Origin of the sequence: Paenibacillus dendritiformis (assembly GCF_945605565.1) — a bacterium.
GTDB classification, from domain to species: Bacteria; Bacillota; Bacilli; order Paenibacillales; family Paenibacillaceae; genus Paenibacillus_B; species Paenibacillus_B dendritiformis_A.
The window spans coordinates 2784425-2797990 of record NZ_OX216966.1; the positions used below are offsets into that span (position 1 = coordinate 2784425).

Annotated in this window: 14 protein-coding genes and 1 other RNA gene; 14 read left to right on the plus strand and 1 reads right to left on the minus strand. The window is 56.6% G+C overall.

The genetic code is table 11. The features are described 5' to 3' along the window. Position 1 precedes the first annotated feature (1 nt). Both ybeY and NNL35_RS12175 read left to right on the plus strand, forming a co-directional pair. Positions 2–505 (plus strand): rRNA maturation RNase YbeY, encoded by a 504-nt coding sequence (gene ybeY / locus NNL35_RS12170; RefSeq protein ID WP_006675588.1) that lies wholly within the window; start codon positions 2–4, stop codon positions 503–505. Continuing rightward, positions 505–876, plus strand: coding sequence for a diacylglycerol kinase family protein (locus tag NNL35_RS12175; RefSeq protein ID WP_006675589.1), 372 nt, complete (start codon positions 505–507; stop codon positions 874–876). The genes ybeY and NNL35_RS12175 overlap by 1 nt, the downstream gene beginning before the upstream one ends. A gap of 10 nt (positions 877–886) precedes the next feature. On the opposite strand, the gene NNL35_RS30380 is transcribed toward NNL35_RS12175, so the two are convergent. Next, positions 887–1018, minus strand: coding sequence for a hypothetical protein (locus tag NNL35_RS30380; protein ID WP_276540131.1), 132 nt, complete (start codon positions 1016–1018; stop codon positions 887–889). A gap of 65 nt (positions 1019–1083) precedes the next feature. Here NNL35_RS30380 and era point away from each other — a divergent pair, with 65 nt between their 5' ends. The 12 genes from era (at position 1084) to rnpB (ending at position 13510) form a co-directional block, all read left to right on the plus strand. Then, positions 1084–2013: a GTPase Era gene (gene era / locus NNL35_RS12180; protein WP_006675590.1), complete on the plus strand. Its 930-nt coding sequence runs from the start codon at positions 1084–1086 to the stop codon at positions 2011–2013. A gap of 135 nt (positions 2014–2148) precedes the next feature. Next, the gene (locus tag NNL35_RS12185; RefSeq protein ID WP_083835502.1) at positions 2149–2289 is read left to right on the plus strand and encodes a YqzL family protein; all 141 of its coding nucleotides are present in this window, start codon (positions 2149–2151) and stop codon (positions 2287–2289) included. 94 nt (positions 2290–2383) lie between these two features. Next, positions 2384–3148: a DNA repair protein RecO gene (recO, locus tag NNL35_RS12190; protein WP_006675591.1), complete on the plus strand. Its 765-nt coding sequence runs from the start codon at positions 2384–2386 to the stop codon at positions 3146–3148. A gap of 341 nt (positions 3149–3489) precedes the next feature. Beyond that, the gene (gene glyQ / locus NNL35_RS12195) at positions 3490–4377 is read left to right on the plus strand and encodes a glycine--tRNA ligase subunit alpha (protein WP_006675592.1); all 888 of its coding nucleotides are present in this window, start codon (positions 3490–3492) and stop codon (positions 4375–4377) included. Further along, complete coding sequence (gene glyS, locus NNL35_RS12200; RefSeq protein WP_006675593.1) at positions 4370–6442, plus strand: glycine--tRNA ligase subunit beta; 2073 nt, start codon at positions 4370–4372, stop codon at positions 6440–6442. Before glyQ ends, glyS begins: the two co-directional genes overlap by 8 nt. Before the next feature lie 211 nt (positions 6443–6653). After that, positions 6654–7151, plus strand: coding sequence for a YaiI/YqxD family protein (locus NNL35_RS12205; protein ID WP_006675594.1), 498 nt, complete (start codon positions 6654–6656; stop codon positions 7149–7151). Positions 7152–7173: 22 nt separating this feature from the next. Then, positions 7174–9039, plus strand: coding sequence for a DNA primase (dnaG, locus tag NNL35_RS12210; RefSeq protein WP_193372682.1), 1866 nt, complete (start codon positions 7174–7176; stop codon positions 9037–9039). A gap of 35 nt (positions 9040–9074) precedes the next feature. Further along, entirely contained in the window at positions 9075–10199 is a 1125-nt protein-coding gene (rpoD, locus tag NNL35_RS12215) for an RNA polymerase sigma factor RpoD (RefSeq protein ID WP_006675596.1), read from the plus strand. Positions 10200–10341: 142 nt separating this feature from the next. Then, positions 10342–11226 (plus strand): hypothetical protein, encoded by an 885-nt coding sequence (locus NNL35_RS12220; protein ID WP_006675597.1) that lies wholly within the window; start codon positions 10342–10344, stop codon positions 11224–11226. Continuing rightward, the gene (locus tag NNL35_RS12225) at positions 11186–11959 is read left to right on the plus strand and encodes a tRNA (adenine(22)-N(1))-methyltransferase (protein ID WP_006675598.1); all 774 of its coding nucleotides are present in this window, start codon (positions 11186–11188) and stop codon (positions 11957–11959) included. The genes NNL35_RS12220 and NNL35_RS12225 overlap by 41 nt, the downstream gene beginning before the upstream one ends. After that, positions 11935–13050, plus strand: a complete 1116-nt coding sequence (locus tag NNL35_RS12230) for a Nif3-like dinuclear metal center hexameric protein (RefSeq protein ID WP_006675599.1) — start codon at positions 11935–11937, stop codon at positions 13048–13050. Before NNL35_RS12225 ends, NNL35_RS12230 begins: the two co-directional genes overlap by 25 nt. 54 nt (positions 13051–13104) lie before the next feature. Continuing rightward, positions 13105–13510, plus strand: an RNA gene (gene rnpB / locus NNL35_RS12235) — RNase P RNA component class A. The last annotated feature ends 56 nt before the right edge of the window (positions 13511–13566 follow it).

Genomic DNA, 13566 nt, shown 5'->3' on the forward strand with positions numbered 1-13566 from the left:
CATGCACACTGTGAAGCTGGAATGGAACAATGAACAGGAGCGGCTTCCGATTGAACCGCCGCTAATCGAGCTGCTGGAGCGGATCCTGCAGGAAGCGGCCCGGACAGAGGGAGTAGATGGAGGAGAAGTGGCCCTTACCTTCGTCGACGACGCGGGCATCCACGAGCTGAACCGCGAGTATCGCGGCATCGATCGCCCGACGGACGTGCTGTCCTTCGCGATGCGCGAATCGACCGATGAAGAGATGGACATCTTATACGAAGTGGAAGAGGATGCCGAGCTGGCCGGCCTGGACGATGATTTGCTGGGCGACATCATCATTTCCACCGAACGTGCGCAGGCCCAGGCCGAGGAGTACGGGCATTCGCTTGAACGGGAAATCGGATTTTTGTTCGTGCACGGCTTCCTTCATCTTCTCGGCTATGATCATCAGGACGAGAAGAGCGAGCGCGAGATGATGGACAAGCAGGAGGCGGTTCTTGGCCGGGTTGGGCTGATCCGCTAATGAGACGGCCGTGGGCGGATACATTCCGGGCAGCATGGGAAGGCATCCTCTATGCCCTCCGCACCCAGCGGAATATGCGCGTCCATACGGCGGCCGCCGTGGCCGCCTGTCTGTTGGGAGCAGGCTTCGGGATATCGGCAGGCGAATGGCTGTGGCTTGCCCTCGCCATCACGCTGGTGGTGTCGGCCGAATTGATGAATACTGCGGTGGAATCAGCGGTCGATCTCACGATGCCCGACCCGCATCCTCTGGCCAAAATTGCGAAGGATACCGCCGCAGGAGCCGTGTTCGTGACAGCGGTATTTGCCCTTATTGTCGGCGTGGTCTTGTTCGCGGGGCGTCTGCTGCAGCTCCTGCGGACCTTCTTATAAGGGTTGTTCCCTATGTCGGCTTGTGGATCACGAAGCAGTGCAGGAAGTAACCCGGCATTCGCCGGAACGCCGGCAGCAAGCCGAATCGAATCGCAGCGGAACCGATGGAACGCATCGCAAGCGGTGACTGCCGGAATTGCATTTATTTTGCAGCGGCGGTCACCGCTTGCGTACATATATGATAAAATAAACAGGAGGCAATTTGCGTTGAACACATTTCAAGACGAACCGAGATCGAACCGAACCTCATTCAAATCCGGCTTTGTAGCCATCGTCGGCCGGCCGAATGTCGGCAAATCGACGCTAATGAATCATGTCATCGGGCAGAAAATCGCCATTATGTCCGACAAGCCTCAGACGACGCGGAACAAAATCCACGGCGTCTATACGACGGAGGACACGCAAATCGTATTTTTGGATACGCCGGGCATTCATAAGCGCAAATCGAAGCTGGGCGACTATATGAACCAGGTGGCCTACAACACCTTGAACGAGGTTGAGGTCATTTTGTTTCTCGTCGATGTTTCAGCGGGCCTCGGCAGCGGGGATAAATTTGTTATGGAGCAGCTGGCGAAGGTGAAGACGCCGGTCATTCTTGTGATGAACAAAATTGATCAGGTGCATCCCGATGAGCTGCCTCCGATGATTAAGTCGTATCATGAACTGTTCGATTTCGCGGAGATCGTGCCGATCTCTGCGCTTCACGGCAATAATGTCACCCGGCTGCTGGAAGTGCTCGGCACCTACATGCCGGAAGGGCCGAAGTACTATCCGGACGATCAGATTACCGATCATCCGGAGCAGTTCGTCGTGGCGGAGCTGATCCGGGAGAAAATTTTGCACTTGACCCGGGAAGAGATCCCGCACTCGATTGCGGTCGCGATCGAGGATATGAGAGTCCAGGACAACGGCGTCGTCTATATTTCCGCCGTTATCTATGTGGAGCGGGATTCGCAGAAGGGCATCGTCATCGGCAAGCAAGGAGCGCTCTTGAAGGAGATCGGCAAGCTTGCCCGACAGGATATTGAGCATTTGCTCGGATCGAAAACGTTCATAGAGCTATGGGTCAAAGTGAAGAAGGACTGGCGCAATCAAGATCGGATTCTTCGCGATCTCGGCTTCCGCCACGATGCGTAAGAATGGCGGCAGGCGGATTCTTTCGCGCATATGTCCGAGCCGATCGTGACCAAATATTGCATGGGATAATCTTGATACCGCAGCGCAACCTAAGGATGGAACGCATAGTCATTTCCAACGAAAGGGGATATACGGATGCATGATTTCTCGTGGAACGTATTTGCCATGACGGGAGATGTTGATGCTTATTTGTTGTATAAGCAGTCCAGACAGCTGTCGGAAACGGAAGAATCTTCCCTAGACGTACCGCCGTTGGAGAGTTCAGCGGAATCATAGATTTATAGTGGTTGTTCAAAAGTCTGGAAACCGGCCTTTTTGAACACGTATTAACACAGAATTCAGGAAATGGAATGCGCATGGGAGGACGAGCGTGCTATATCGGGTGGAAGGAATCGTCATCCGCAGTATGGATTACGGGGAAGGGAACAAGATCATCACGCTATGCACCAAGTCGCACGGCAAAGTCGGCGTCCTGGTGCGGGGAGCCAAAAAGGTGCGCAGCCGTCATGCGGCTGCCACTCAGCTCTTTACATACGGGGAATATGTCTTTTTCCGCGGGATGGGGCATATCGGCACCTTGAATTCATGCGAGATTCTGGAGGGTCATCATACGCTGCGCGAGCAGCTTCATCTGGCCGCCTACGCCTCTTACGCAGCCGAATTGGTTGACCGGGCATTGCAGGACGAGGAAGCCGGCGGCGCCATGTTCGATCAGCTGCATGCGTATTTGGAGGCGTTGGAGGCGGGCAAGGATGCGCAGGTTACAACGCATCTGCTGGAGATGAAGCTATGGCAGCGCACCGGCGTCGGTCCGCAGCTGTACGCCTGCGTCAGCTGCGGCAGGGAGGACGAACTGGCCGGAGTAGGCTGGCGTCTCGGCGGCGCGCTCTGCCGCGCCTGCCTGATGCGGGAGCATGACCAATATAAGGCGGGTCCCGCGATGCTGACCCTGCTCCGCCAGTTCGAGAAGACGGATCTTCGCCGGCTGGGGAATGTGACTCTGAAGCCGGAGACGAAGCTGCGGCTGCGCGCGTTCATGCGCGGCTATATGGACACGCATGTCGGCGTCCGTCTGAAGTCGCAGCAGTTCCTCGACCAGATGGAGAAGTATGATTTGGCCAATCTTGACGAGTAGAATGCCATTCGTTATAATGAATCCAAGCTGTAGATAGATTGGCTTGCGTTGAAGAAGGAAGTAGTTCGTCCAAGCTTCGAGATATAGCGATCCGGGGATGGTGGAAGCCCGGACGAACGGGCGAATGAACAGGCACTTTGGAGCAAGGAACGGAGAAAGTGGAATGATTGCGGCTTGGGCGCACGGCAACATCAAGCGCAATGGCCGAGGCAATCGTTCAAGTAGGGTGGAACCGCGGGAAGATAACTCTCGTCCCTACGTCTGGCAGCAGACGTAGGGCGGGAGTTTTTTTGCGCGCTCGTCGGGCATGCCGCGAATGTATAGGCAAAGGAGAGAAAGCCATGAATTTTCAGCAAATGATTTTGACGCTTCAACAATTCTGGTCCGAGCAGAACTGCATCCTCGTGCAGCCTTATGACGTGGAAAAGGGAGCCGGCACGATGAATCCGATGACGTTTTTGCGCTCCATCGGGCCGGAGCCATGGAATGTCGCCTATGTGGAGCCATCCCGCCGCCCGGCGGACGGCCGCTATGGCGAGAACCCGAACCGGTTGTATCAGCATCATCAATTCCAGGTGATTCTGAAGCCTTCGCCGGACAATATCCAGGAGCTCTATCTCGACAGCTTGCGCCGCCTCGGCATCGATCCGCTTCAGCATGACATCCGGTTCGTCGAGGATAACTGGGAAGCTCCGACGCTGGGCGCATGGGGGCTCGGTTGGGAAGTATGGCTTGATGGTATGGAGATTACGCAATTCACTTATTTCCAGCAGGTCGGAGGCATCGACGCGCATCCGGTATCGGTCGAGATTACGTACGGGCTGGAGCGTCTGGCTTCTTATATACAGGACAAAGAGAATGTGTTCGATCTGGAATGGGTCGATGGGGTCACCTACGGCGACGTCTTCCACCAGCCAGAGTACGAGCATTCGAAATATACGTTTGAAGTGAGCGACACGGCGATGCTGTTCTCGTTATTCACGATGTATGAGCAGGAAGCGAACCGGGCCATGGAGCAGCATCTCGTATTCCCGGCATACGATTATGTGCTCAAGTGCTCGCACGCGTTCAATTTGCTGGATGCGCGCGGAGCCATCAGCGTAACCGAGCGCACCGGATACATTGTCCGGGTGCGGAATCTGGCCCGCCAGGTTGCGGCCACGTATTTGGAGGAACGGGAGAAGCTCGGCTTCCCGCTGTTGAAGAAGGGAGAGGAACGCCATGCCTAAAGATATATTGTTGGAGCTTGGACTGGAAGAAGTGCCGGCACGCTTCATGCGCCCTGCGATGGAGCAACTGCAGAGCCGGATGGAACGCTGGCTGACGGAATCGCGGATCGGATTCGCCAGCATTCAAGTGTATGGAACGCCTCGCCGCCTGGCTGTCATCGTTCGCGAGGCGGCCGATAAGCAGACGGATATTCACGAGGAAGTGAAGGGTCCGGCACGCAAGATCGCGCTGGATGAGAACGGGGCTTGGACCAAGGCCGCGCTGGGCTTCGCCCGCAGTCAGGGCATTGAGCCGGAGCAGCTGTTTTTGAAGGAACTGAACGGCGTTGAATACGTGTATGCCAACAAGAGCAGCATCGGGACGGAGACGTCTGCCGTGCTGGGCGACGGCCTCGCTTCGCTTATTCAGGCGATGACCTTCCCGAAAAACATGCGTTGGGGAGACAAGGAAATGCGCTATGTTCGTCCAATCCGCTGGATCGTGGCACTGCATGGGACAGATATTGTTCCACTGGAAATCGCCGGTGTGCAGGCAGGGAATATATCGCGCGGCCACCGCTTCCTCGGCGCAGAGGTGACGATCGACGAGCCGGCTCACTACGTGGAACGCTTGCGCGAGCAGTATGTGATCGCCGACGCCGATGAGCGGGTGGCGGAGATTACGCGCCAGATTGACGCATTGGCCGCAGAGAAGGGCTGGCATATCGCCGTCAAGGACGATCTGCTGGAAGAGGTGCTGTTCCTGGTCGAATATCCGACCGTGCTGTACGGCACATTCGATGAAGCGTTCCTGCACATTCCGCAGGACGTGTTGATTACGTCGATGCGCGAGCATCAGCGTTACTTCCCGGTACTGAATGCGGAGCGGCAGCTGCTGCCATTCTTCGTGACCGTCCGGAACGGCGATGCGACCGGACTGGATCAAGTCGTCAAAGGCAACGAGAAGGTGCTTCGCGCCCGCTTGTCGGACGCCAAATTTTTCTACGAGGAAGATCAGAAGCTGCGCATTATCGATTGCGTCCATAAGCTCGATTCGATCGTGTTCCACGAGGAGCTGGGCACCATCGGCGATAAAATCCGCCGGCTGCATGCGATTGCCGACGCGCTCGCCCTGGCGGTTGAGACCGATCGGGAGACGGCGTTGTGGGTGAGCCGGGCTGCAGATATTTGCAAGTTCGACCTCGTGACGCAAATGGTTTATGAATTTCCGGAGTTGCAGGGCATGATGGGAGAAGATTATGCCCGCAAGGCCGGGGAGCCGGAAGCGGTCGCACGCGCCATCAATGAGCATTACAAGCCGCGGTATTCCGGAGATCCGGCGCCGGACACGCTTGTAGGCTGCATTATTAGCTTGGCGGATAAGCTGGATACACTCGTCGGCTGCTTCGCCATCGGCATCATTCCGACAGGCTCGCAGGATCCGTACGGCCTGCGCCGCCAAGCGACGGGGATTGTCCAGGTGCTGCTGGAGCGCGGCCTGCCGTTGACGCTTCATATGATGCTCGACATTGCGCTGGACGTGCACGAGAAGGCGCAACTGCTGAAGCGGAGCAGCGAGGAGGTCCGGCGGGATCTGATTGAATTTTTCGGCTTGCGTGTGAAAAATGTATTGGCGGACACCGTTCGCTACGACGTGGTCGATGCCATCATGGCCTCGGGCTATGACGATGTGAAGCAGACAGTAGCGCGCGCGGAGGCACTGATGCAGGCTGTCGCCGCAGAGGAGTTCAAGCTGACGGCCGAATCGTTCAACCGCGTATGCAATCTTGCGGCCAAGGCGGAATCGGAAGCGATCGATCCCGATAGGTTCGAGCATGATGCGGAACGCGAGCTGTTCGAGCGCTGGAGCGAAGTGCACCAGGCATATGAAGCGGCGTTCGCGGATGCGTCTAAGGCGCTTGCCGTGTTGGGACGGCTTCAGGATCCGGTCAACCGCTTTTTCGACCAGGTGATGGTCATGGCCGAGGATGAAGCGGTCCGGGCGAACCGGCTGGCGCTGCTTGCCAACATCGCGGCCGACATCCGCCGGTATGCCGATTTCTCCAAGCTCGTCTGGGCATCCTGAACATACAACGTGGCCGGCGCAGCGACATGCGCCGGCGTGGCTGGAACATGAAGAAGATTTTCTTCGACATGTTCCTTCCTTTTTGTCCGGACTTCGACACAATACGCCGAAATCCATTCGGAAATTCACGTTTGCGAAGCAGGATTTTTACGGCTTACAGCGTATATAATAGTAACGGTGAAAAATATAACTTTCCGTTGATGCCGTCTTTATGAAATGGGTGAGTCGCATGTCTGACAAGCTTCGTATCTTAGTGGATGCGGATGCCTGCCCGGTCAAGAACGAGATCATCGCCGCTGCGCTGGAGCAGGAGGCCGCGGTTTTATTTGTCGCTTCCTATGCGGCATTTGCCCCGGACTGGCAGCTGGCGAACTACGACATTCATACCGTATTTGTCGATCAGGCGTTCCAGGCGGCGGATATCTATATCGCGAATGCAGCGCGGTCAGGAGACATAGTCGTGACAAGCGACTATGGGTTGGCCGCGCTCTGTCTGCCGCGCGGAGCTTCCGTATTGATGCCGCGGGGCGGCGAATTGACAACCGATAATGTGGATGAGTATTTGTCGAGGCGGCATTTTTCGGCCAAGGCCCGCAGGGCGGGACTTCGCACGAAGGGGCCCCGGGCGATGAGCGAACAGGACCGGATCAACTTCCAACATAAGTTGACAAAACTTTTGCAACGGGAGCAGGAGAAATTGAGCCCGTAGCGAAATAGTAATACGTGTTTAGATGAAGGTGGTTGGACGAACAGTGAGCAATTACGGACTGATTCCCGACGAAGTGCTGGACGAAGTGCTGCAGCGCAATGATATTGTCGATGTCGTCGGCCAATATGTCCATTTGTCGAAGCACGGTAAGTATTTGAAGGGATTGTGTCCGTTCCATTCGGAGAAGACGCCCTCCTTCACCGTTACGCCGGAGAAGCAGATTTTTCATTGCTACGGCTGCGGGAAGAGCGGCAATGTCATTCACTTCATGATGGGAATTGAAGGATATTCTTTTCCGGAGGCGGTTCGGCGTCTCGCTGAATCGGCGAATATGCCGGTTACGTGGGGGACGGGGAACGCGAAGGCGGAACGGGATCCTTACCATGAGGCGAAGGAGCGGCTGATCGAGGCCCATGAGCTTGCAGCGAAGCTGTATCATTATATTTTAATGAATACGACGCATGGCCAGGCTGCCCTCCAATATTTGCGGAACCGGGGAATCCATGACAAGCTGATCGAGCAGTTTCAGATAGGGTATGCCCCTCCGCAGTGGGATACGCTCGTACAGCTGCTCGGCAAGCGCGAATTCGATCTGGAAGGCATGGAGAAGGGCGGTCTTGTCTCGAAGCGGCAGAACGGCAGCGGTTATGTCGATCGCTTCCGTGATCGGATTATGTTCCCGCTCTGGAACCGGAATGGTCGAGCGATCGCCTTTGCCGGCCGAATATTGGGGGAAGGACAACCCAAATATTTGAACTCGCCGGAGACGATGCTGTTCAACAAATCGAAAGTGCTGTACAACTTGCATCATGCTCGGCCTTATATTAAGCGAACCGGCCATATTATTCTGCTCGAAGGGTATGCGGATGTCATCCAAGCCTGGGACGCCGAAGTGTATCATACGGTGGCGACCATGGGGACGGCCCTGACGCCCGACCATATTTCCCAGATGAAGCGGATGGCGGACAGCGTGACCTTGTGCTACGACGGCGATGAAGCAGGACAAGCCGCGGCGATGAAGGCGATCCCGATGCTGGAGGAGGCAGGGCTTCACGTTGCGGTAGCCATGATACCGGACCGGATGGATCCGGATGACTTCATTAAGGCGCACGGCGCGGAACGGTTCCGTCATACCGTAACGGCAGCGGCGGTCACTCCTACGAAATTCAAGCTTATTTCTTTGCGGAGGAATCATATACTGCTAGAGGACGATGGAAAGCGGCGCTTCAAGGATGAAGCGATGCGGGTCATTGCGGCGGTTGAATCGCCGGTGGAACGCGAGCTTCATTTGAAGGAGCTGGCGCAGCAGCTTGAATTGCAGGGCGAGTCGTCGTTCGACGCGCTCAAGCAGGAGTGCGCCACGATAAGACAGCGGCAAAAAATGAACGGGCACGGGGATAATCAAGACAATTGGTGGAATAATGGTAGAAATGATAAGCGTACCATTGCCCAGCCTGCGCTGCGCCCGGCCTATGTCTATGCGGAGCGGAGCCTGCTGGCTCTTATGTTCCAGGATATCGAGGTTGCCGATTACGTGGAGCGGCATCTTGGTGAACGGTTTAATGTAGATGATCATGCGGCACTTGCCGCTTATCTATATGCTTATTACGCGCAAGGCAAGGAGCCGGATTTCAGCCGGTTCCTGGCAACATTGCATGACGAACGCTTGGAGAAAGTCGCTGCCTCCATATCGCTCTCCGAAGTATCTCTTCGTTATGATACCGAGCTGCTGGATGATTATATTATGCAGATTCTTAAAGTGCCCAGACAGCGCGAGATCGAGCGCAAAAGAGAAGAAATGGTGCAAGCGGAACGTTCCGGCGAAGTATTGCGCGCGGCGCAAATCGCACAAGAAATTATAGCCCTAGAGCAAGAACTGAAGCGGTAGCAGGCGGAGGATTCTAGGGAGGAGGGAGTCGGAAAATGGCGAATGATCAACATACTGGACTTGAAACGGAAACGGCGCTGGAACATGCGAAGGACCAGTTGATTGAACTCGGCAAAAAGCGAGGATCGCTCAGCTACAAAGAGATAGCCGAGAAAATGGCGACGTTCGACCAAGACCCGGAACAAATGGATGAGTTCTATGAGCAGCTCTCCGATCTGGGTATTGAAGTAAGTGAAGCCGATGATGAGATGGGCGTTCGTGCCAACGACCGCGATAACGATGATTCGGACGATTTTCATTTTGATGATGATCTGTCACTGCCGCCGGGCATCAAAATCAATGACCCGGTGCGGATGTACCTTAAAGAGATCGGCCGTGTTCCGCTCTTGTCGGCAGAAGAGGAAATTGAACTTGCGAAGCGGATCGAGCAGGGCGATTCGGAAGCGAAGAAGCGCTTGACCGAGGCCAATCTGCGGTTGGTCGTCAGCATTGCCAAGCGTTATGTCGGGCGGGGCATGCTGTTCCTTGATCTGATCCAAGAAGGAAATATGGGGCTTATCAAAGCGGTGGAGAAATTCGACCACAGCAAAGGATATAAATTCAGCACCTATGCGACCTGGTGGATTCGCCAAGCGATTACGCGGGCGATCGCGGATCAGGCGCGGACGATCCGGATTCCGGTTCATATGGTCGAGACGATCAACAAGCTCGTTCGCGTATCTCGTCAATTGCTTCAGGAGCTGGGACGCGAACCGACGCCGGAAGAGATTGCGGCCGAGATGGAATTGAGCGTAGAGAAGGTGCGCGAGATTATGAAGATTGCACAGGAGCCGGTTTCCTTGGAGACGCCAATCGGCGAAGAGGACGACTCGCATCTGGGCGATTTCATCGAGGATCAGGAGGCGCTGGCTCCGGCGGACGCCGCCGCGTACGAGCTGCTGAAGGAGCAGTTGGAGGATGTGCTTGACACGCTGACTGAGCGTGAGGAGAACGTGCTTCGCCTGCGCTTCGGTCTGGACGACGGCCGGACGAGAACGCTGGAAGAAGTGGGCAAAGTATTTGGCGTTACGCGCGAGCGGATTCGTCAAATCGAGGCGAAGGCTCTCCGCAAGCTGCGCCATCCAAGCCGCAGCAAGCGGTTAAAAGATTTCTTAGAATAATGGTGTGCAAGAGACCTTCTGATGCCCTTGCCGGCGTGATGAAGGTCTTTTGCATAGAGGAAGCAGCGAAGGACCCGCTGTCCTCGGCCACTCGGCCAACAAGGCAGGGCGGCGGCATGACGTTCCTGGAGGTGTACAGGCAATGGATCCTCAGCAACGCCAATGGATGGCCCAGGAAATCGCCCGCTGGCGGAAAAACCGGCTGCTGCCTGCAGCCTATTGCAATTTCCTGGCCCAACTGTACGATGTACCGTTGGATGCGCAGGAGGAAGGATCGAAGGAGCCCGCCCGTTCCTGGGCGGATCGCATCGCTTCCTTGCGGCCAACGTCCTGGATGGTTGTTTTTTTCATTTTTGTATTGTTTTGTATTGTCGGATTTTATTTTACCGCTTTTGCGGCCCCAATGCAAATTGGCGTCATTGCGGTCCCAGCGCTTGTGCTGACCGCCTTGGCTTGGCGGACCCGGAAGACGAATCTGCGGAGGACTCGGTGGCGGGCACTTCTGGCTTGCCTGACCTTGTCCGGCGGCGGCTGGCTTGTGCTGCAGACTCAGGGATGGCCGGCATGGTGGCCGACCGTGGTCTGGCTCGTTGTCTCCGCTATTGCCTGGCTCTTATGCGGCATGCTGGCGCGTTCCGGACTGATGCAGGGAGCGGGCTGGCTTCATGCCGCTGCCGCTTATGGCTGCATCCTGCAGATCGCGATGACGGATCTGACCCTCGGCGAGAGCCAATGGCTGTGGCTCCCGGAGAGCGGCTTGTTCGTCTGGATGGCATGGGCGGTTCACCGCCTGTCTCCGAGGGTCTCGGCTGGCCTTCTTATCGCCTCCGCCGGACTCTGGTTCATGCCGGAGGCGGCCTGGGTTGCCGCTCGCGGATGGAGTGAGCTGGAAGCGGATCAAGAGCTGCTTTCGTTCCTGTTGGGGAAATGGATCATTTTATGGTGTAGTGCTTTTTACTTCAGAAAACAGTGGGTGAAATGGATACGTGAACATCAAACTGTCCAAACGGCTGCAGCAGATCGCTGATTGGGTGCCGGCAGGCAGCCGACTGGCCGATATCGGCTCGGATCATGCATTGCTGCCGGCCTATCTGGCGGAACAACAACGAATTGAGATGGCGGTGGCCGGAGAGGTGAATCAAGGGCCTTATGAAGCGGCCTGCCGCCAGATTGAAGGCGCCCGGCTGGGTCATCGCGTGAGCGTGCGCCGGGGCGACGGCCTGGCCGTCATCTCGCCCGGCGAGGTCGATGTCATATCGATCGCGGGCATGGGCGGGGGGCTTATCGTCCAGATTTTATCGGCCGATCCGGGCAAGCTGACGGGAGTGACCCGCTTGGTCCTGCAGCCGAATGTGGGAGAGGCCCATGTCAGGGCCTGGCTGCGCCGGGAAGGCTGGAATCTGATGGAGGAAGCCTTGATTGAGGAAGACGGCAAGCTGTATGAGGTGCTCCTGGCCGAACGCGCTCGCAGCAAGGAAGAGGCCGTACAGCATGATCGCCGATTGTACGCTCCCCGCGAGTTGAACGAGCAGGTGACGCTGACCGAGGAATGGCTGGTGCAGCTCGGCCCGATGCTATCGGCTGCGCCAACGCCGGAATTCATGAAGAAGTGGCAGCTGGAAATTCGCAAAAGAGCGCGCATTCTGCGCACGATGGAGCAGGCTGCGACGGAAGAAGCCAGACAGCGCCGCGCGATGTTCGCGGACAGCCTGGCACAATTGGAGGCGATATTGGCATGTATGCACACGCGCAAACCGTAATTCAATGGATGGAGCAGCTCGCTCCCAAATCGATGGCGGTTCCCGATGACCGCATCGGCCTGCAATTGGGCACGTTGAACAAAAAGGTGTCCCGGGTGCTTGTCGCCCTGGACGTGACCGAAGAGGTCGTCGACGAAGCGATCCGGCTGGAGGCGGAGCTCATCATTGCCCATCACGCTATTATTTATCGGCCGCTTCCCCATTTGCAAACTGACACGCCGGCAGGCAAGCTCATGGAGAAGCTGATCAAGCATGATATTGCGGTCTACATTTCTCATACGAACTATGATGTTGCTCCGGGCGGGATGAACGATCTGATGGCAGATCGGCTCCGACTGACCGAGGTGAAGGTGCTGGAGAAGCTGCAACAGGAGCCGCTGCAGAAGCTGGTCGTCTTCGTGCCGGTAAGCCATGCCGATTCGGTGCGGATGGCGATTTTGGATGCCGGGGCAGGGCATATCGGGGCCTACAGCCATTGCAGCTTCTCACAGCCGGGGACCGGGACGTTCCAGCCGCAGGAGGGAACCAATCCGTTCATCGGCGAATCCGGGAAGCTGGAGTCCGTCGAGGAAGTGCGCATCGAGACGATCGTTCCGCAATCGCGGCGCAGCCGGGTGCTGCAAGCGATGTTCAAGGCCCATCCATACGAGGAAGTGGCCTACGATCTGTATCCGCTCGATCTGGAAGGGACGGCCTATGGCCTTGGCCGGGTTGGCAAGCTGCCGGCTCCTGTGACGCTGCAAGCCTGTGCCGAGCAGGTGAAGAAGGCTTTCGACGTGCCGCATGTGCGCGTCGTAGGAAGCCCGGAACGCGAAGTGAAGAAGATCGCTGTGCTGGGCGGCTCCGGATCCCGCTATGTACGGCATGCGCTCTTCCATGGCGCCGATGTCCTCGTCACGGGCGATATCGATTATCATACGGCCCACGATGCGCTGGCTGCGGGGCTGGCCATCATCGATCCGGGCCATAACGCCGAGAAGATGATGAAGGAGGATGTCGCTTCGCGTCTCCAGCAGGCCGCTGACAAGCATGGCGTGAAGACGGTCTTCCATGCTTCCTCCGTAAATACCGAACCGTTTCAATTTATGTAAAAGTTACTTGTTGAGTTTCTGGCCAGAACCTAGTATACTAACGATTGTTGACGGAAAGTTTGACAGACAATCGCTGGTGACATGCGTCACGAGAGGAAAGTCCGGGCTCCATAGGGCAAGGATGCTGGATAACGTCCAGTCAGCGCAAGCTGAAGGATAGTGCCACAGAAATGGACCGCCGATGGCCGTCTTCATGACGGCACAGGCAAGGGTGGAACCGTGGTGTAAGAGACCACGAGGAACGCTGGTGACTTCGTTCCTGGTAAACCCCATCTGGAGCAAGACCTAATGGGACGCACGCCTGTCTTTACAGGCACCTCGGCCCGAGGCGCGTCTGGGTTGGTCGCTTGAGCGGTGCAGCAATGCACAGCCTAGATAGATGATTGTCGCTTAGTAGTGGAAGGGTTGCCCCCGTGATACCACGATGAGTACAGAACCCGGCTTATGACAAGCTTTCCGAAGCTGCAACTTTCTATGTTATCCAATACACGAACACACCCGCAGGATTTTCCTGCG